The organism is Rhizobium sp. SYY.PMSO (genome assembly GCF_046840415.1).
Taxonomy (GTDB): Bacteria; Pseudomonadota; Alphaproteobacteria; order Rhizobiales; family Rhizobiaceae; genus Rhizobium.
The window spans coordinates 1,178,211-1,197,084 of sequence record NZ_CP177349.1 but is presented as its reverse complement, the minus strand read 5'-3'; the positions used below and the strand labels follow the sequence as shown (position 1 = coordinate 1,197,084).

Here is an 18,874-nt window from a genome sequence, read left to right as displayed (position 1 = left end):
ACCATTTGCGACTGTGATAGGCCCACTCGCACCGGGAAAGGGAAGGAGCGTGGTTCTCCAGGAACCGGCTTCGGGGGCGATACATTTTAACTATAAAACAAATAGACAAAGGTTGGGAAAGATGAAAAAGTTTGCTCTCTCCGCATTTCTCGGAGTCGCAGCATTGGCTTACACCGCGTCCGGAGCTTCCGCTTCGACGTTGAGCGACGTAAAGGCCAAGGGCTTCGTTCAGTGCGGCGTGAATACGGGTCTTCTCGGCTTCGCGCAACCGGACGCCTCCGGTAACTGGGCCGGTTTCGACATCGACTTTTGCAAGGCCGTAGCGTCCGCCGTCTTCGGCGACCCGACCAAGGTGAAGTACACGCCCCTCAGCGCGAAGGACCGTTTCACCGCGCTACAGTCCGGCGAAATCGACGTGCTGTCTCGCAACACGACCTGGACCATCAATCGCGACACCGCGCTCGGCCTCAAGTTTCGTCCCGTCACCTATTACGACGGCCAGGGCTTCATGGTTCGCAAGGAACTGAACGTGAAGTCGGCGCTCGAGCTTTCCGGCGCGGCGATCTGCGTGCAATCCGGCACGACGACCGAGCTCAACCTTGCCGACTACTTCAAGACCAACAACCTGCAATACAATCCGGTGGTCTTCGACAAGCTCGAAGAGGTCAACACGGCCTATGACTCCGGCCGTTGCGACGTCTACACCACCGACCAGTCCGGCCTCTACGCACTGCGCCTGACGCTGAAGAACCCGGACGATAACGTCGTTCTGCCTGAAATCATCTCCAAGGAGCCGCTCGGCCCGGCCGTTCGCCAGGGCGACGACCAGTGGTTCAACATCGTGAGCTGGACGGCCTATGCGCTCGTCAACGCCGAAGAATTCGGCATCACGCAGAAGAATGTCGACGAGATGAAGAATTCGGCAAACCCGGATATCAAGCGCTTCCTCGGCACCGAACAGGGCTCCACGATCGGCACCGACCTCGGCCTGACCAATGACTGGGCCTACAACATCATCAAGGGCGTCGGCAATTACGGCGAAGTCTTCGACCGCAACATCGGCGCCGGCAGCCCGCTGAAGATCGCCCGCGGCCTCAATGCGCTGTGGAACAAGGGCGGCATCCAGTACGCGCCTCCGGTGCGCTAAGCGACATCGTCCAAAATTAGGAGAAAGGCGGCAATCCGCCTTTCCCACCTCAAGAAAACAAGCCTGAAACAGGCACATTGGGGAAAAACTCTGCATGGCAATTATTACAAATTCGCCTGAAGGCGAGCGCTCATCCATATCAGCGCTATACGATCCCAAAATCCGGGGCCTGTTCTATCAGGCCTTGACGATCGTCATTCTTGTGGCCCTCGCCGCATTCGTCATTCATAATACGGCCCGCAATCTGAGCGATTTGAACCGTTCCTTCGGCTTTGGCTTCCTCGAAGGCCGGGCCGGCTTCAATCTGGGACAGGCTCTCATCCCCTATTCCAGCGATTCCACCAATATCGATGCGCTGATCGTCGGCCTGCTCAACACCCTCCTCATTTCGGTCGTGGGCATCATCGCCGCGACGATCGTCGGCTTCATCGTCGGCATCGGCAGGCTTTCGAACAACTGGTTGATCGCCAAGCTTTCGCAGGCTTATGTCGAACTCTTCCGCAACATCCCGCCGCTGCTCGTTATCTTCTTCTGGTACAGCGGGGTTCTGGTGCTGCTGCCGCAGGCGCGGGAAGCCGTGCATCTGCCCTTTTCCAGCTATCTCAGCAATCGCGGCCTCGCCTTCCCCAGCCCGATTTTCGGCGCCGGCATGTGGGCCGTGGGGATTGCTCTCCTTGTCGCCATAGCAATCGTGTTTTTCGTGGCGCGATGGGCACATAGACGCCAGGCGGCAACCGGCCAGCAATTCCATACGATCTGGGTTTCGGTCGCCATCCTGGTCGGCCTGCCCCTGCTGGTCTTCCTGGCAACGGGGATGCCGCTTTCCTTCGACTACCCGGTCGCCGGCAAGTTCAACCTGACCGGCGGGACTGTCGTGGGGCCGGAATTCATCGCGCTTCTTTTGGCTCTCTCCCTCTATACGGCAACCTATATTGCCGAGATCGTGCGCGCCGGTATCCGCGGCGTGCCGAAAGGCCAATCCGAAGCGGCGGGCGCACTTGGCCTTCGGGTATCGGCCATCAACCGCCTCATCGTCATCCCGCAGGCAATGCGCATCATCATTCCGCCGCTGACGAGCCAATATCTCAATCTGATCAAGAACTCCTCGCTCGCCATCGCCATCGGCTACGCCGATCTCGTCGCCGTCGGCGGCGTTATCCTCAATCAGTCCGGACGCGCGGTCGAAGTCGTCATCATATGGATGATCGTCTATCTCGCCTTGAGCATCGTAACCTCGCTGTTCATGAACTGGTTCAACGCCAAGATGGCGCTGGTGGAGAGATAAGATGCCGAATGCAAATCAGAGCTTCGTCAGCAAAACGCTTTTGTCGCAGCAACCCGCGCCCGCCAGCGAAAGAGGTGTATGGCACTGGATGAGGAAAAACCTCTTCGCCACACCGAAGGACGTCGTCCTGACCGTCCTTGCCATCGTCTTTCTCGTCTGGGCAATCCCGCAACTGGTCGATTGGCTATTCATAAAGGCGGTGTGGAGCGGAACCGATCGCACATTCTGCGCCACACCCGCTCAAGGTGGAACCCAGCCGGAGGGCTGGAGTGGTGCCTGCTGGGCCTTCGTTCGCGCGAAATTCGTCGTCTTCATGTTCGGCCTTTTTCCGCCGGACGAACGCTGGCGGCCCGTGCTGGTCGTCATTCTCACGATCCTTACCTTCGTGCCGCTAATGATCCCGTCGGTCCCGAGGAAAGGGATGACCTTGCTTCTGGCGTTCATCGTGCTGCCGGTCGTATCGTTCTTCCTGCTGCATGGTGGATTTGGCCTCGAAGTCGTGGGGACCGAGAGATGGGGCGGTCTGATGGTGACGCTGGTGATTGCCTTCGTCGCAATCGCGGTCTCCTTTCCGTGCGGCATCGTGCTTGCGCTCGGACGCCGCTCGAAAATGCCCGTCGTCCGCATGCTGTGCGTGATCTTCATCGAAGTCATCCGCGGCGTGCCGCTGATCACGGTGCTGTTCATGGCCAGCTACATGCTGCCGCTGTTCATGCCGCAGGGCTGGACGGTGGACAAGCTGCTGCGCGCCGTGGTCGGCGTTGCGATCTTCACCTCGGCCTATATGGCCGAAGTCTTCCGCGGCGGCCTGCAGGCCGTACCCAAAGGTCAGTTCGAAGGGGCCGATTCGCTCGGTCTCAGCTACTGGCAGAAGATGCGGCTCATCGTGCTGCCTCAGGCCATCAAGCTGGTCATTCCGAGCATCGTGAACTCCTATATCAGCATGTTCAAGGACACGTCGCTCGTGGCAATCGTCGGCATGTTCGACCTGCTCGGCATCGTTCGCCAGAATTTTTCGGATGCGAATTGGGCCACCGCCGTGACACCGGTGACGGGACTGATTTTCGCCGGCTTCATTTTTTGGCTGTTCTGCTTCGGCATGTCGCGCTATTCAGGTTTCGTGGAGCGCCATCTCGACACCGGCCACAAGCGATAAGAATTGAGGGAAATATAAAATGGCTGAAGCCCAACCGAAAAAAATGACCGTTTCCGAGACCGAGGTCGCGGTTGAAATGAGGAACATGAACAAGTGGTACGGCGATTTCCACGTACTGCGCGACATCAATCTCAAGGTCATGCGCGGCGAGCGCATCGTCATTGCCGGCCCATCCGGCTCAGGCAAGTCGACGATGATCCGCTGCATCAACCGGCTGGAGGAACATCAGAAGGGCAGCATCGTCGTCGACGGCGTGGAACTGACCAACGACCTGAAGAAGATCGATGAAGTCCGACGCGAAGTCGGCATGGTGTTCCAGCACTTCAACCTCTTCCCGCACCTGACCATTCTGGAAAACTGCACGCTGGCGCCGATCTGGGTGCGCAAGATGCCGAAGAAGCAGGCGGAAGAGATCGCCATGCACTTCCTCACCCGCGTCAAGATCCCCGAGCAGGCAAAGAAATATCCCGGCCAGCTTTCCGGCGGCCAGCAGCAGCGCGTGGCGATCGCCCGCTCGCTCTGCATGAACCCGAAGATCATGCTGTTCGACGAGCCGACCTCGGCGCTCGATCCGGAAATGATCAAGGAAGTGCTGGACACCATGGTCGGCCTTGCCGAAGAAGGCATGACGATGCTGTGCGTGACTCACGAAATGGGCTTTGCCCGCCAGGTCGCCAACCGCGTCATCTTCATGGACCAGGGCCAGATCGTCGAACAGAATTCGCCGAAGGAATTCTTCGACAATCCGCAGCATGAGCGCACCAAGCTGTTCCTGAGCCAGATCCTGCACTGATCACTGTACAGCTCGCATGAAACGAGACCCGCCGCTGCCTCGCAGCCGGCGGGTTTTTCATGAGCAGCCCTTCGTTGGCAAGATGGCGTCGCAAGCCGGTCAGCGCAGCGGCAGGGCGTATGTCTGTTTGACAATCTGGCTCGGCACATCGGTTTTGACGTTCTGGATGCCGTTGACCTTCGTCAGGTGCGTGGACTGAAACTGCCTGTAATCGTCCAGATCTGAAACGGCGACACGCAGCAATGCGTCGCTTTCCCCCAGCATGATGTAGCATTCCATCACCTGCGGCAGCATCTTCATGGCGGCGATAAAGCGGTCGATCGTTTCCGCATCCTGCGCCGTCAGCCAGACGCGGGCAAACATCGAAAGCGGCAGGCCCGCCTTGACCGGGTTCACGACAGCGACATAGCGATCGATAATGCCGGCATCTTCGAGCAGCTTGACACGACGCAGGCACGGGGATGGCGAAAGCCCCACTTCCTTCGCCAGCTCCACATTCTGAATTCGCCCATTGCGCTGCAAGGCACGCAGAATGCGCTTGTCGATCTCATCCAGTCCCATTGGGATTCCCTATCGAAAAACTGCGATTCATAGAATTCAATGCCAATAATCTTGCAGAATTTGGCATCTTCGCAAGCCGATTGCGCCGATGAATCGCTAGGCTTTCCTGCATGGAAAACGCCAATCTCGTTCTCTTTGCAGCCACCGTGCTGCCGCTCATCTGTACACCCGGCCCGGACATGCTCTTCGTGGCATCCCAGGCAATCTCGGGAGGCGCCTCCGCGGGTCTGCGATCGACCGCAGGCATCTGCATCGGCTATATCGTCCATTCGACGCTGGCGGCATTCGGGGTGGCCACCATCATCGCAACCTCTCCGATCTTGTTCGCCGTGCTGCGCTGGCTGGGCATAGGCTATCTGAGCTACCTCGCCTTCCGGCTCATCGCATCCTCCATGAGCGCCGACGGCACTACATCGCTACCCTCAGGGATCGCAGCCAACAGATTTTGGCGCGGCTTTCTGACGGCCGCTCTCAATCCCAAAGGCATGATGATCTATTTTGCCATCCTGCCGCAGTTCCTGACGCACGATGGGAGCGTCGTCCTGCAAGCCTCGCTGCTCTCGGCAATCTTCATCGGCCTATGCGGGATTGTCTATGCATTGCTCAGCCTTGCCGTCGCGGCCGTCGGTTCTCGCAGAAATTTCAGCGATCGCCACAGGAGATGGATCGAAGGTATTGCCGGCGGACTGTTGCTTGTCGCAGCCGGGCGGCTGGCAACGTGAACAAGCCATATGGCGCTTCGTGTGAGACGCGATATAGTATCCGCTACCGCGAACAATGCGGGATTCACGAAACGTCGGGGGAAGCGGGCCGTGAAAAGAAGCGATCGGATCATCGGTGGGCTCGCGCTCTTGGGCGCCGCCATCATCATTATCAAGCTGGCCGGGGCGATATCCGGTCACGACCTCATTCAGATGGCCGTCGACGCCACGAGACCGAAAGATGCCGTCGGCTGGCCGGGAGTGCTGAACTGAGTGCCCATATTAGATGGCGGCCACGCCAAGGATCGACAATTGCGTCCGAACGTCTCGAGTGCATGCGGGTCCGGCTTTGCCGAAACCGATGATTGTCACCGGACCAGGCGTCTGCCATTGTACTGACGCAAGACAGGAGATCCCAAAATGGATTTGGCGAAACTTCGCGAGAGCCACAAGAAAAAGCTCGCCGAATATGAGCAGCGCCTCAAGCACATCGACGACAGTGATACGCGCCACTTCCGACAGGAAGGGAACGGACCACTCTCCGACATCACCGAAGAGATCAAGGCCGAGTATCACCGGCACATCCAGACCTACGCAGCAATCATCGCTGAAATAGATGCCATTCTCGGCGTCTAAATTATGCGAAGCTGCTTCCTGCTCTTCGGTTGAAGGAGGAGCAATCAGATCCAGAATCTGTCACTCTGCCGCTGAACCAGGCCTGATGAGGCAGACAGTGGAAATCGTGCCCAACTCCTGCGCCCGGAAGGCTCCGGCTCTATCACACAGATCAGGCTTGAACCGGCGCTAAGTCATTGAAAAGATGGCGACCCCTGCAGGATTCGAACCTGCGACCACATGCTTAGAAGGCAAGTGCTCTATCCAGCTGAGCTAAGGGGCCGTAAGGCCAGGCCGCAACGAGATGCGACCGCCAACACATGCCTGAATCCGCCTTCAAACTCAATGGGCGGCGTTCAATAAGTGCCTGTCTCAGTGAGTCCAGGGCTGGATGCGGTTGAAGCGGAAGTTGTCGGAATAAGACACGACCTGACGGATAGGATCCTTCGGCGGGATTACCCGGTAGTCGATACCGTTGCGCTTGGCGTAATCTTCCGCCTGCTCCTGCGTCTCGAACGTCAGCTTGAGCTGCTGGCGCGTATCGGCCGACGAGGTATAACCCATGATCGGATCGATCTTGCGCGGGATTTCCTGATCGAACTCCAGAACCCACAGATGGGTCTTGGCCTTGCCGGATTGCATGGCGGTCTTTGCGGGACGATAAATCTTGGCAGGCATTGCTGCAGCGCCTCCGAATAAAGCGGGAGCGACCCGCCATTGTGCTTCACTTGTCTCGCCGCGGCCCTTTCGGGTCGAGCGCATATCGGTTTTTGATTAGCTGCGAATCCCTTGGTTTTCAAGCAAAAAGGCGCCGAAAAATCGCGGGCGGCGGATGCAGCTTTCAAACTGTTTGCAAAGCCTTGCCCGGAAGACGATCAGATTGAGATCGCGCCGCATGTGGTAACAACATATCCGGTTTGGAACCAGAGCGTTGGGGGCGCGGGACGACCGCGCGGCGCAATATCTATCCTTGCCCGAAATTATTCCGGCGAGAGGAACATCGGCTCATGATGCACAAACGACGTCGCCGCGACAACCGGCAGGACTTCTATTAAGAACTGAGGATATTTAAATGGTCGGAGTGGAGAGATTCGAACTCCCGACCCTCTGGTCCCAAACCAGATGCGCTACCAGACTGCGCTACACTCCGTACCGTGAGCATGATCACCGCAATATCGCCCTTGCGCGAGTGGGATCATGTTTTTATTCCGCACTGCCCAAGCGCGGGCTCTGCGGAACGAGTGGGGAGATACACGGTTCATCTGCCTGCTGCAACAGCTAAAATCACATCCGGCAGGTCTTCCCCGGTGAAAATCTACTTGCCGAGCTTGGCTGAAATGGTCGCGCTCGTCACCTTGTCGCCAACCGCAAGGCCGAGCTTCTCGACGATTCCGCCATTCAGCTCGATGACATAGGCAGCCGGTCCGTCGGAACTGATGATCGCTTCGGAATACGGCACTGCGTTTTCCTGGATGTGGGTGACGACACCTTTCCGATCCAGAAAGAGCATGTCGAGCGGAAGCCTGGTGTTCTTCATCCACATCATGACCGGCCGCGATGTGCCGAAATCGAACAACATGCCGTGATCGGCCGGCATCCTGTCACGATACATCAGGCCGAATTCCAGCTGAGGCGGCGTCAGCGCCAGTTCTACCGTGAACTTGTGAGTCTGGCCTTTGGCCGATGCGATGGAGAGCGGCTCCGAATCGAAAGCCATCGACTGCTGCCCTGCCGTTTGCGCCGCAAAGGACGACGGGGCGATGGCCCCAACGAGAAAAAGCGCCAAGATGGCGCTTTTCAGGAACTTGAGAAACAAATCTCTTTTCATGTCAGTGTGGCCGCGTAACCGGGCTCGGTGCATCTGGATGAATCTCCGCCGCCATAAGGCCCTTTTCGGCGGGTCCGAAACGGACCAGCACCACCTGTCCGGGGCGCAGTTCCGCCAGACCGAAGCGCCGGAGCGTTTCCATGTGCACGAAAATATCCTCGGTGCCCTCGCCGCGCGTCAGGAAGCCGAAGCCCTTCGTGCGGTTGAACCATTTTACGAGCGCGCGCTCCAGGCCGCTGGTCGCCGTCACCTGAACATGCGTGCGCACCGGCGGCATCTGCGACGGATGCACTGCTGTCGACTGATCCATGGAGAGGATCTTGAAGGCCTGATAGCCACGCTCCCGGCGCTGGATCAGCGCAACGATACGGGTTCCTTCGAGAATCGTCTGATAACCGTCCCGGCGCAGGCAGGTCACATGCAGCAGAACGTCCTGCATGCCATTGTCCGGCACGATAAAACCGAAGCCTTTGGCGACATCGAACCACTTGACGACGCCTGAGATTTCGATGAGCTCGACGGTATCGCCCGACATCTCCTCGAAGTCGACAATTCCCTTCGATGAAATTCTGTCACCCATCCTAGCCAGCCCTCGATTACGCGTCACACTGTTACGGTTAACTGATTCCCTGATATCAAGATTAACATCTTGGTAACGGAAAAGCGCAAGTCCTAGTTTTCGTTTATTCCCACCCTAGATTACCGCTCCAAGGCTTGCGCGAAGCTGGTGCTTCGTTCGAAGATCCGGCGCGCTCAACTTTAAGAGAGGAAATAGAATGCGTTATCTCCATACGATGGTTCGTGTCACTGATCTCGACGCCTCGTTGCATTTTTATAGCACTTTGTTCGGCCTTACTGAAACCCGCCGCTACGAAAACGAGAAAGGTCGCTTCACGCTCGTTTTCCTTGCAGCCGAAGAGGATGCAGAATCATCCCGCAGCAATGGCGCGCCCAGCCTGGAACTGACCTACAACTGGGACCCGGAGGAATACACCGGAGGACGCAATTTCGGCCACCTCGCCTATGAAGTCGACGACATCTATGCGACCTGCCGGCATCTGATGGACAACGGCATCACCATCAATCGCCCGCCGCGCGACGGTCATATGGCTTTCGTGCGCTCTCCGGACGGAATTTCCATCGAAATCCTGCAGAAGGGCGCCAATCTTCCGTCCGCCGAGCCCTGGGCCTCGATGCCTAATACCGGCTCCTGGTAAGGCGCAAGCTTTCGCGAGGCTTACGGCACGCGCGGAGCGATCCGTTTCGCGCTTGCCGCCCATGCCTGTCCTCCGGCATGCTTGGACGACTCGAAGCATCATGCATCGGATATCGCGCAGTTTCCGTTTCCAGTCGGCGCGCGCGGTATCGTCGTCCCTCGCAGGAGGCCGTTCCGATGCAGACCTTTTTGCAGGGAACGTCCCATGTGCGACCAACAGATTTTATACGGCGGGAAGAAGCTCGCAAGCATTATTGCCGCCATCGGCGCATTTGTGATGATCGCGGGCTGCGCGACCACGGCCAAACAGCCGGAAGAAACATCGCAAGCCGCTCCCGCCGCACAGCCGACAGCCGCCGAACAACTGGCCGCCGACATGAACAGCAAGGCCGACGCCCGACGGCGCAAAACCGATGGCGCCTATCGCGACCCGTTGGTGCACAGCGTCAACGGCAGCCGCCAGCAAATCGTCGCCCAGCAGAATCAGGCGCTCTATCCAGGCCCCGCGGCAGCTCCCGCAGATGGACAGACCGGCATAGCCGGCCTGGTGACGCAGCCGACCGCCGTCAACGCGAACAGAAGCAGTATCTTTGCCGCTCCGCCGCCTATCGCCGTCAATCCGGACGGGACGCTGGCCAGGAACCAGCCCGACGGCAGCCAGGCGATCACGCCGATGATGCGCAGCGTCTACAGCGCGCCGCCGGCCGCCATGCAGGCCATGGCGCCGCAGGCGACGGATGCCGCCGCTGTGCCGAACGGCCGAACCTCGGCCGACGTTCTGCCGCCACCCGTCATCCGCAACGCAGCCACGCCGGCAGCCAATTCGAGCCAGCCGATCGCCCAGGCAGTGCCTTCGGGTGTCACAACCTCACCGAACCCGAACGTCCGTGAACTGAACGGCAGACAGGCGGCGATCCTGGCGCAGTTCGTCGCATCGAAGAACCAGCCTCAGAACGGCAAGCTGCTGGTGCAGCCCGTGCAGGGCACAGGCAGCCGCTAAACAGCCCGCGTTTGCGGGAAATCTTCGGTGTCGCCGGCAAGAGCCTGTTAAGGCTCACTTATTCACGACCGGCGGCAGTTTGGTCCGTCTGTCATTTTTTCTACAAAAAAGTAAAATTGCCGCTTGCGGGAATGAAATCACCCCGCTATAAGCGCGCCACACAACAGCTGAACGCGCCCTTCGTCTATCGGTTAGGACGACAGATTTTCATTCTGTAAAGAGGGGTTCGACTCCCCTAGGGCGTGCCACTGTTGTCTCTCTCCCGCTTCGTGAATTCATTGTGCTACCGCTTGCGGATATAATAGGTTATTCCTATCTAGGTCGTGCGGCATGCGCCCTTCGTCTATCGGTTAGGACGACAGATTCTCATTCTGTAAAGAGGGGTTCGACTCCCCTAGGGCGTACCAGATCGCGATGACTTGAGGTTTTCCACAATCGCCTCGAAAAATCTTCGTCTAGTCATGGATTTTTCTGGGATTTTCCTCGATTTTCCGCTTGCGGGAATGAAAGGTGCTGACTATAAGGGCGCCACAGCACGCGCCCTTCGTCTATCGGTTAGGACGACAGATTTTCATTCTGTAAAGAGGGGTTCGACTCCCCTAGGGCGTGCCACTGCCTCTCCCCTCGATATCATTGATTTCGCTTTGCAAAAGCAAAGCATCCTACAGGTTTTCAGAGAGCCTTCGCCGCGTCCGTGACGCGAAGCTGCACGCGCCTGTTTCCCTGCCAATGATCAGCGCCGAGCGTGCCGGCGACATGGAGTTGCGCGCCACGGGAGGACATTAGCAGCTCGCCCAGCGGCGTCTCCGCCGCGCGGAAGGCGATGCCATCCACCCGGCCGCCATCCTGCGCCTCCAGAGTGATCTTGATATGCGACTGGCCGACAAGGCGCGAATCGCGCAACCTGTGGCTTGGTAGAGCAAAGACGGGCTGCGGATGGCCCGAACCATAGGGACCAGCCGTCTCGAGCCTGTCGATGAGCTCGACAGTCGCGCCGCTCGCGCCGAGTGCCCCGTCGATCTTCAGCGTCTCGTTGGCGACCAGACCAGGCACCTGCTTTTCCGCTTTTTCCGTGAAGAATGCGCGCAGCTTCCCGAGATTACCTCGTTCCACCGTCAAGCCGGCCGCCATGGCATGACCGCCGCCCTTGACCAGCAGACCGGCATCGACGGCCGCACGAACCATGCGCCCCATGTCGAAACCATTGATGGAACGACCGGAGCCGGTGCCTTTTCCCGTTGGATCGAAGGCAATGGCGAAGGCCGGCCGGCGGAACTTGTCCTTGAGGCGCGAGGCTATCAGGCCGACGATTCCCGGATGCCAGCTCTCCCGCGCGGTGACGATGACGGAAGCGCCATCGCCATTGCCGTACTCCGCCAGCGCTTCGGCTTCCGCCTCCTGCAGCATGGCGGCCTCCATGGCCTGCCTTTCACGGTTGAGTTCGTCCAGCTTCGCGGCGATCGTTTCGGCCTCGCCTGCATCCTCCAGCGTCAGCAGGCGCGCGCCGAGCGCGGCATCGCCGATGCGGCCGCCGGCATTGATGCGCGGGCCGATCAGGAAACCGAAATGATAGGGCGTGACCGGACCGCCGAGGCCCGCCTTGCGAAACAGCGCCGCAAGCCCGGGATTGCCCTGATGGCGCGCCGCAATCAGCCCCTTGACGACATAGGCGCGGTTCAAGCCCTTCAGCGGCACGACATCGCAGACGGTTGCCAGCGCGACGATGTCGAGCCAGGCAAGCAGGTCGATGGACCGCACGCGGGAATCTCCGGCCTCGCGCAGCATCCGTAGGGCCGCAACCAGAACCATGAAGACGACGCCCGCGGCGCAGAGATGCCCCTGCCCCGAGAGATCGTCCTCACGATTCGGATTGACCAGCGCAAGGCATGGCGGCAGCTCTTGCGCCACCTGATGGTGGTCGATGACGACGACGTCGATATTGCGCGCCTTCGCCACTTCCAGCGACTCGAAGCTGGTCGAGCCGCAATCGACCGTCACGATCAAGGTCGCGCCGTTGTCGATGAGCTGGCCGATGGCGGTGGGATTGGGGCCATAGCCTTCGAAGATGCGATCGGGAATGTAGATGCTGGCGGGAACGCCGAAATGCGTCAGGAAGCGATAAAGCAGCGCCGAGGAGGCCGCTCCGTCGACGTCGTAATCGCCGAAAATCGCAACCGTCTCGCCCTTCCTGATCGCCTGCAGGAGGCGCCGGGCAGCCTTTTCGCAATCGGTCAGCAGATGCGGATCCGGCATCAGGCCGCGGATGGTCGGATCGAGGAAGGCCATGGCCTCGTCCTGCCCGACGCCTCGCCCGGCAAGCACGCGGGCAATCAGCTCCGGCAGGCCGTGCGTCTGCGCAATGGCGAGCGCCCTGTTCTGGCCGGCCTGATCCAGCCGGGACACCCAGCGATTGCCGGAAACCGAGCGCTCGACGCCCAGAAACGCCCGCTGAACTGGATCGACCGGTTGCTCCACCATCTCTCCCGGAATTTGCGGGCGGCGTCTCTGCGAGATACGCCGCCGCTGTCAGATTACTCTTTCGGCCGCTCGATGCGGATGACCTGCGGTTCGCCGACGAGATAGCCCTCGTTCTTGATGGAGGCAACCGCCCTGCGCACCGAATCCTCTGTGGTCGCGTGGGTGACGAGGATGATCGTCTGGTGATCGGAAGGTGCCAGGTGCTGCTTCGAGCGCTGGACGATCGATTCGAGCGAAATATGGTTTTCCGCCATGCGGGTCGCGACGCTTGCGAAGACGCCTGTGCGATCGAGCACCGTCAGGCGGATGAAATAGCCGCCTTCGTGGCTCTGCATCTGCGCCTTGCGATAGGGCTCGAGCGCCTTGGCCGGATGACCGAGCACCGGCACGCGCTGCTCGCCCGGGCGGCTCTTGGCGATATCGGCAATATCGCCGAGTACGGACGAGGCCGTTGCATTGCCGCCGGCACCCGGGCCGACCATCAGCAGTTCACCGAGAATGTCGGATTCGATAGCAACGGCATTGGTGACGCCATCGACCTGGGCAATGACCGAATCGAGCGGCACCATCGTCGGGTGCACGCGCTGCTCGATGCCGGTCTCGGTGCGCTGGGCAACGCCGAGCAACTTGATGCGGTAGCCGAGATCGGCCGCAGCGCGGATATCCTCGATGGAGACGTTGGTGATGCCCTCGAGATAGATGTCGTCGGCCGCAATGCGGTTGCCGAAGGCAAGCGTCGTCAGAATGGCGAGCTTGTGCGCGGTATCGTTGCCCTCGATGTCGAAAGCCGGATCGGCTTCGGCGTAACCGAGCCGTTGCGCTTCCTTCAGGCAATCGGCGAAGGACAGGCCCTCCTTCTCCATCCGGGTCAGGATGTAGTTGCAGGTGCCGTTCATGATGCCATAGACGCGCGAGATCGTATTGCCGGTCAGGGATTCGCGCAGCGCCTTGATGACCGGAATGCCTCCCGCGACGGCTGCTTCAAAATTCAGCAGCACGCCCTTCTCTTCGGCGATCTGCGCCAGTTCGACACCGTGATAGGCAAGCAGCGCCTTGTTGGCGGTGACGACATGCAGGCCGCGAGCTAGAGCCGCGCGCACGGCAGCGTTGGCAGCACCCTCGGAGCCGCCGATCAACTCGACGAAAACGTCGATATCGGCCTTCTGCGCCAGATCGACCGGGCCGCCGAACCATTCGATGCCTGTCAGATCGATGCCGCGATCCCGCGTGCGATCGCGCGCGGTGACGGCGACGATCTTGACGGGACGACCGCAGGTAACGGCAAGCTCGTTAGCGCGGCTCTGGATAATGCGGACGAGCGAGGCACCAACGGTGCCCAAGCCCGCAATGCCGATTTTGAGGGCATCTGCCATGGAAAATTCCTGATCAGTATTGGGGACGGCAGCCGCGACGGCGGCTGCCGCGCGACGTTATGAACGGTGAGCGTTCAGCGAAATGACATTGTGCATCGTCTCTTCCGCGGTCGAGAGGAAGCGCTTCAGATTGCGCGCGGCCTGGCGGATGCGATGCTCGTTTTCGACAAGCGCAATGCGGACGTAGTCGTCACCCTGCTCTCCGAAGCCGATGCCGGGAGCGACGGCGATGTCGGCTTTCTCGACCAGAAGCTTGGAAAACTCCAGCGAACCCAGATGACGGAACTTTTCCGGGATCTTCGCCCAGGCGAACATCGTCGCGGCCGGCGGCGGCACCTCGAAGCCGGCCTTGCCGAAGCTGTCGACCAGAACGTCGCGGCGGCGCTTGTAGATATTGCGCACTTCGGCGATGTCGGAACCGTCGCCGTTCAGCGCATGCGTCGCGGCCACCTGGATCGGCGTGAAGGCGCCGTAATCGAGATAGGACTTCACGCGCGTCAAGGCTGCGATCAGCCGCTCGTTGCCGACGGCAAAGCCCATGCGCCATCCGGGCATGGAGAAGGTCTTCGACATCGAGGTGAACTCGACCGTCACGTCCATCGCACCCGGAACTTCCAGTACCGACGGTGGCGGCGCGTCGTCGAAGTAGATTTCCGAATAGGCCAGATCCGAAAGCACGATGATGTCGTGCTTTTTGGCGAAGGCGATGACTTCCTTGTAGAAATCCAGCGTCGCAACGTAGGCCGTCGGGTTCGACGGATAGTTCAGGATCAGCGCCAGCGGCTTCGGAATCGAATGGCGCACCGCCCGCTCCAGCGGCGGGAAGAAGCTGTCGTCCGGCTCGACCGACATCGAGCGGATGACGCCGCCGGCCATCAGGAAGCCGAAGGCATGGATCGGATAGGTCGGGTTCGGGCAGAGGATGACGTCGCCGGGCGCGGTGATCGCCTGCGCCATGTTGGCGAAGCCTTCCTTGGAGCCGAGGGTGGCGACCACCTGCGTATCCGGGTTGAGCTTCACGCCGAAACGGCGTGCGTAATAGGCGGCTTGGGCGCGGCGCAGGCCCGGAATGCCCTTGGAGGAGGAATAGCGATGCGTGCGCGGGTCCTGAACCACTTCGCACAGCTTGTCGACGATCGCCTTGGGGGTCGGAAGATCGGGGTTGCCCATGCCGAGGTCGATAATGTCCGCCCCGCCCGCTCGCGCGCTCGCTTTCAAACGATTGACCTGTTCGAAAACGTAGGGCGGCAAACGCCGGACTTTATGAAACTCTTCCATTTCTTTCCCCATGGGACAGCGGCCCTCAAAACCGCACTGAAGTTCGTTGATCTCCCGGCCAGCCGCGATACGAACTTGGGACTCGCGGCGCCGCAGCCATGTTGACTCGAAAGATTAGGTGAATCTTGGGCGGCCATGCATGCAAAGTGCAATTCGCCGGCCAGACACATCCAAATTCGGCTATCCGAACGCTTTGCGTCCAAATCGCCTGAAACGCAAGGCTAATTCTGCGCCGGGGCCGGCTGGGCACCCTGCTGCTGGATTTCCTGCAGCGTATCCTGGCCGTGATCGGCTGCCAGCTTGCGCATCTCGGCGACGCGCTTCTGATATTCGGCCTCCGAGATCGCACCTGACTTGCGCTGCGATCCAAGCGCCGTCAGCTGCTTGACCATGTCGCCGGCCTGCTGATCGTTGATCTGCACGTTTGCAGCCGTCGGCGGCGCGTTGAAGGAAGGATAACCGTCCTTGTAATGCTGCTGCGTGCTGGTTTCCTCGATCTGGCTGCCCTTCGCAGGCTTTACGATCACCGCCTGCGGCGACTGTTTGCGCTTGGCGTAGGCCGCCTTTTCCTCAGGCGTGGAGCAGCCCGCGAGCGTCAACGCGAGAATCCCGCACATTGCACCGCAGAGTACGGAATACCGGTTCAGTCTTGCTACCATGCCGCTGCCCATAATTGTCTTCCTGCGCTGTTCCTTGCTGTGGGTTGCGACTGTTAAATTTGTCGCAGCAGCAAAGCAAGAGCAGGGTTGCGTTTCATTCGACTTGTATTCCTTTTCCCGCAGGATGTACAAATAGAAAACAAGACATAGCTGCCGCCGGGAGGATGATGCGTGACCGACAGCAAGCGGGATAATAGTGAAGGTAATGGCGGCTTTGCCGGCTTCGACCCAAAGTCGGTCGAGCCTTACATCGTCCGGGACCCCGAGGCGATGGCCGTCAACTTTGCCCGCGCGCTTGAAAATCTCGGCAAGGCGGCCTCAGCCTGGCTTGCTCCGCGCGAGCGCGGCGAGAAGATCGACACGGTCGCCGACCCTTTCACCGACATGGTCAAGACGCTCTCCAAGGTCGGCGAATACTGGCTTTCCGATCCTCGACGTACCCTGGAAGCGCAGACACAGCTTTTAGCGGGCTATTTCAGCCTGTGGACGAAGACGATGCAGCGCCTCGGCGGTGATTCGCCGGGCGAGGCCGAGGCGGAGCCGGTCAAGGACAAACGCTTCGCCGATGAGGACTGGCAGAAGAACCCCTTCTTCGACTTTCTCAAACAGACCTATCTTCTGACGGCCGGCTGGGCGGAAAAGCTGGTCGGCGAAGCGGACGGTCTGGACGAGCATACGCGTCACAAGGCGGTGTTCTATACCAAGCAGATCACCGCCGCCTTTTCGCCGACCAACTTCATCGCGACGAACCCGCAGGTCTATCGCGAAACCATCGCCTCGAATGGCGAAAACCTGGTGCGCGGCATGAAGATGCTGGCGGAGGATATCAGCTTCGGTCAGGGCGAACTGCGCCTGCGGCAGACCGATATGACAAAATTCGCCGTCGGCCGCGACATGGCGCTGACACCCGGCAAGGTGATCGCGCAAAGCGATGTCTGCCAGGTGATCCAGTATGAGCCGGCGACGGACAAGGTGCTGAAGCGCCCCTTGCTGATCTGCCCGCCGTGGATCAACAAGTTCTACATTCTCGATCTCAACCCGCAGAAATCCTTCATTAAATGGTGTGTGGAGCAAGGTCACACCGTCTTCGTCATTTCCTGGGTAAACCCCGATCATCGCCATGCGACGAAAGACTGGACCTCCTATGCGCGCGAAGGCATCGACTTCGCTCTGGAGACGGTCGAAAAGGCCACGGGTGAGCAGGAAGTCAACGCTGTGGGATATTGCGTCGGCGGCACGCTGCTGGCGGCCACGCTTGCGCTCCACGCCAAGGAAAAGAACAAGCGCATCCGCACCGTGACCTTCCTGACGACGCAGGTCGATTTCACCTTCGCCGGCGACCTCAAGGTTTTCGTCGACGAGGAGCAGATCGCATCGCTCGAAGAGCAGATGAATACCATCGGCTACCTCGAGGGCTCGAAGATGGCGACGGCCTTCAACATGCTGCGCGCTTCGGAACTGATCTGGCCCTATTTCGTCAACAACTATCTGAAGGGACAGGAACCCCTGCCCTTCGACCTTCTGTTCTGGAACGCCGATTCCACGCGCATGGCGGCCGCCAACCACTCCTTCTACCTGCGCAACTGCTATCTCAACAATGCGTTGAGCCAAGGCAAGATGGTGCTCGACGGCAAGACTTTGTCACTGAAGGATGTGCGTATTCCGGTCTACAATCTGGCGACGCGCGAGGATCATATCGCGCCGGCCAAATCCGTCTTCATCGGCAGCCGGTATTTCGGCGGGCCTGTAGAATTCGTGGTGACGGGCTCCGGCCACATTGCAGGCGTGGTCAACCCGCCGGACAAGCGCAAATACCAGTTCTGGACCGGCGGCCCGACGGAAGGCGATTATGAAAGCTGGCTGGCGCAGGCGCACGAGACGCCCGGCTCGTGGTGGCCGCATTGGCACGCCTGGATTTTGGCGCAAGATCACCGCATGACCGCAGCCCGCCAACCCGGCGGCAAGGCCCTCAACGCGCTTGAAGAGGCGCCGGGCAGCTTCGTCATGGAACGGGCATAGACGACCGCAACGCCATGCTCTTCCCGACGCCCCTCGTCCCCGCCCGCCTGATCGCGCGCTACAAGCGCTTCCTTTTCGATGCCGAACTGGAGGACGGAACGCTCATTACCGGCTCCTGTCCGAATACCGGTTCGATGCTCGGGCTGACGACACCGGGTTCGCGCATCTGGCTTTCCGAGCATGAGGGTGCGAAGCGAAAATACCGCCATGTCTTCGAGATGATCGAAGCCGATGATACGACCGTTGGCGTCAACACCGCCATGCCGAACCGTATCGCGTCGGAAGCGATCGCCCTTGGGCAGATCTCCGATCTCGGCGACTACACGACGGTCAAGCGGGAGCAGAATTACGGTCGCAACTCGCGCATCGACCTGCTCTTGACCGACCCATTGCGGACAACCACCTATGTCGAGGTGAAAAACGTCCATTTCATGCGGCAACCGGGCCTCGCGGAGTTTCCCGATACGGCAACCGCTCGGGGCGCTAAGCATCTCGAAGAACTCGGCGATATGGCTGAAGCCGGCCATCGCGCCGTGATGCTGTTCGTGATCCAGCGCGACGATTGCAATCGCTTTCGGATTTGCGGCGATCTCGATCCGGTCTACGCCAGAGCCTTTGACCGGGCCCTGGGTCGCGGCGTCGAAGTCTATGCGCTGAAATGCAGGGTTTCACCGACGGAAATAGCGCCTGCCGGGTTGATCCCGATAGACGAACCCGGCATAGCTGCATTACATACGAGCATAAAGATTTCTGCTGAAGGCTAGT

The 18,874-nt window shown here is 59.8% G+C and carries 19 protein-coding genes and 5 tRNA genes; 14 read left to right on the top strand and 10 right to left on the bottom strand.

The genetic code is table 11. The features are described 5' to 3' along the window. The first annotated feature begins 121 nt into the window (after nt 1-121). From ACJJVH_RS05820 to ACJJVH_RS05805, 4 genes are all read left to right on the top strand, one after another. A complete protein-coding gene (locus ACJJVH_RS05820; RefSeq protein ID WP_112796291.1) occupies nt 122-1,147 on the top strand; it encodes an amino acid ABC transporter substrate-binding protein in 1,026 nt (341 codons plus the stop codon). A gap of 94 nt (nt 1,148-1,241) precedes the next feature. Further along, nucleotides 1,242-2,432: an amino acid ABC transporter permease gene (locus tag ACJJVH_RS05815; protein WP_412064890.1), complete on the top strand. Its 1,191-nt coding sequence runs from the start codon at nt 1,242-1,244 to the stop codon at nt 2,430-2,432. Between the two features lies 1 nt (nt 2,433). Next, nucleotides 2,434-3,588 (top strand): amino acid ABC transporter permease, encoded by a 1,155-nt coding sequence (locus ACJJVH_RS05810; RefSeq protein ID WP_113385119.1) that lies wholly within the window; start codon nt 2,434-2,436, stop codon nt 3,586-3,588. 19 nt (nt 3,589-3,607) lie between these two features. Next, complete coding sequence (locus ACJJVH_RS05805) at nt 3,608-4,381, top strand: amino acid ABC transporter ATP-binding protein (protein WP_112796296.1); 774 nt, start codon at nt 3,608-3,610, stop codon at nt 4,379-4,381. Between the two features lie 99 nt (nt 4,382-4,480). Here the strand turns inward: ACJJVH_RS05805 and ACJJVH_RS05800 are convergent, their stop codons facing one another. Beyond that, nucleotides 4,481-4,942 carry an Lrp/AsnC family transcriptional regulator gene (locus ACJJVH_RS05800; RefSeq protein WP_113372058.1) on the bottom strand — a complete coding sequence of 154 codons (462 nt, stop codon included), beginning with the start codon at nt 4,940-4,942 and terminating at the stop codon, nt 4,481-4,483. Nucleotides 4,943-5,052: 110 nt separating this feature from the next. On the opposite strand from ACJJVH_RS05800, the gene ACJJVH_RS05795 reads away from it, so the two are divergent. From ACJJVH_RS05795 to ACJJVH_RS05785, 3 genes are all read left to right on the top strand, one after another. Continuing rightward, nucleotides 5,053-5,664, top strand: a complete 612-nt coding sequence (locus ACJJVH_RS05795; protein WP_412064889.1) for a LysE family translocator — start codon at nt 5,053-5,055, stop codon at nt 5,662-5,664. A 90-nt stretch (nt 5,665-5,754) separates the two neighbouring features. Further along, nucleotides 5,755-5,916 carry a hypothetical protein gene (locus tag ACJJVH_RS05790; RefSeq protein ID WP_412064888.1) on the top strand — a complete coding sequence of 54 codons (162 nt, stop codon included), beginning with the start codon at nt 5,755-5,757 and terminating at the stop codon, nt 5,914-5,916. Nucleotides 5,917-6,063: 147 nt separating this feature from the next. After that, nucleotides 6,064-6,279 carry a hypothetical protein gene (locus tag ACJJVH_RS05785; protein ID WP_113357992.1) on the top strand — a complete coding sequence of 72 codons (216 nt, stop codon included), beginning with the start codon at nt 6,064-6,066 and terminating at the stop codon, nt 6,277-6,279. Between the two features lie 185 nt (nt 6,280-6,464). Here the strand turns inward: ACJJVH_RS05785 and ACJJVH_RS05780 are convergent. The 5 genes from ACJJVH_RS05780 to ACJJVH_RS05760 form a co-directional block, all read right to left on the bottom strand. Then, nucleotides 6,465-6,541: transfer RNA gene (locus tag ACJJVH_RS05780), tRNA-Arg, on the bottom strand. A gap of 89 nt (nt 6,542-6,630) precedes the next feature. Then, nucleotides 6,631-6,936: an ETC complex I subunit gene (locus ACJJVH_RS05775; RefSeq protein ID WP_113385116.1), complete on the bottom strand. Its 306-nt coding sequence runs from the start codon at nt 6,934-6,936 to the stop codon at nt 6,631-6,633. Nucleotides 6,937-7,331: 395 nt separating this feature from the next. After that, nucleotides 7,332-7,408, bottom strand: a tRNA-Pro gene (locus ACJJVH_RS05770). Between the two features lie 165 nt (nt 7,409-7,573). Continuing rightward, nucleotides 7,574-8,086 carry a DUF192 domain-containing protein gene (locus tag ACJJVH_RS05765; RefSeq protein ID WP_113405925.1) on the bottom strand — a complete coding sequence of 171 codons (513 nt, stop codon included), beginning with the start codon at nt 8,084-8,086 and terminating at the stop codon, nt 7,574-7,576. Between the two features lies 1 nt (nt 8,087). Then, nucleotides 8,088-8,666: a cold-shock protein gene (locus ACJJVH_RS05760; protein WP_412064887.1), complete on the bottom strand. Its 579-nt coding sequence runs from the start codon at nt 8,664-8,666 to the stop codon at nt 8,088-8,090. 196 nt (nt 8,667-8,862) lie between these two features. On the opposite strand from ACJJVH_RS05760, the gene ACJJVH_RS05755 reads away from it, so the two are divergent. The 5 genes from ACJJVH_RS05755 (at nt 8,863) to ACJJVH_RS05735 (ending at nt 10,914) form a co-directional block, all read left to right on the top strand. Then, nucleotides 8,863-9,303 carry a VOC family protein gene (locus ACJJVH_RS05755; RefSeq protein ID WP_113424120.1) on the top strand — a complete coding sequence of 147 codons (441 nt, stop codon included), beginning with the start codon at nt 8,863-8,865 and terminating at the stop codon, nt 9,301-9,303. A gap of 204 nt (nt 9,304-9,507) precedes the next feature. Then, nucleotides 9,508-10,302 (top strand): hypothetical protein, encoded by a 795-nt coding sequence (locus tag ACJJVH_RS05750; RefSeq protein ID WP_412064886.1) that lies wholly within the window; start codon nt 9,508-9,510, stop codon nt 10,300-10,302. A 173-nt stretch (nt 10,303-10,475) separates the two neighbouring features. Beyond that, nucleotides 10,476-10,550, top strand: a tRNA-Glu gene (locus tag ACJJVH_RS05745). A gap of 84 nt (nt 10,551-10,634) precedes the next feature. Continuing rightward, nucleotides 10,635-10,709: transfer RNA gene (locus ACJJVH_RS05740), tRNA-Glu, on the top strand. A gap of 130 nt (nt 10,710-10,839) precedes the next feature. Further along, a tRNA-Glu gene (locus ACJJVH_RS05735) sits at nt 10,840-10,914 on the top strand. A gap of 60 nt (nt 10,915-10,974) precedes the next feature. Here ACJJVH_RS05735 and recJ read toward each other — a convergent pair. The 4 genes from recJ to ACJJVH_RS05715 all read right to left on the bottom strand — a co-directional run bounded on the left by recJ (nt 10,975) and on the right by ACJJVH_RS05715 (nt 16,102). Beyond that, nucleotides 10,975-12,780: a single-stranded-DNA-specific exonuclease RecJ gene (gene recJ, locus ACJJVH_RS05730; protein ID WP_412064885.1), complete on the bottom strand. Its 1,806-nt coding sequence runs from the start codon at nt 12,778-12,780 to the stop codon at nt 10,975-10,977. A 53-nt stretch (nt 12,781-12,833) separates the two neighbouring features. Further along, entirely contained in the window at nt 12,834-14,153 is a 1,320-nt protein-coding gene (locus ACJJVH_RS05725) for a homoserine dehydrogenase (RefSeq protein ID WP_112796313.1), read from the bottom strand. A 57-nt stretch (nt 14,154-14,210) separates the two neighbouring features. Beyond that, a complete protein-coding gene (locus tag ACJJVH_RS05720; protein WP_412064884.1) occupies nt 14,211-15,431 on the bottom strand; it encodes an LL-diaminopimelate aminotransferase in 1,221 nt (406 codons plus the stop codon). A 221-nt stretch (nt 15,432-15,652) separates the two neighbouring features. Beyond that, the gene (locus ACJJVH_RS05715; RefSeq protein ID WP_112796316.1) at nt 15,653-16,102 is read right to left on the bottom strand and encodes a hypothetical protein; all 450 of its coding nucleotides are present in this window, start codon (nt 16,100-16,102) and stop codon (nt 15,653-15,655) included. A 159-nt stretch (nt 16,103-16,261) separates the two neighbouring features. On the opposite strand from ACJJVH_RS05715, the gene phaC reads away from it, so the two are divergent. Both phaC and sfsA read left to right on the top strand, forming a co-directional pair. Then, nucleotides 16,262-18,109, top strand: a complete 1,848-nt coding sequence (phaC, locus tag ACJJVH_RS05710) for a class I poly(R)-hydroxyalkanoic acid synthase (RefSeq protein ID WP_412064883.1) — start codon at nt 16,262-16,264, stop codon at nt 18,107-18,109. Between the two features lie 14 nt (nt 18,110-18,123). After that, nucleotides 18,124-18,873 carry a DNA/RNA nuclease SfsA gene (gene sfsA, locus ACJJVH_RS05705; protein WP_412064882.1) on the top strand — a complete coding sequence of 250 codons (750 nt, stop codon included), beginning with the start codon at nt 18,124-18,126 and terminating at the stop codon, nt 18,871-18,873. Nucleotide 18,874 lies beyond the last annotated feature (1 nt).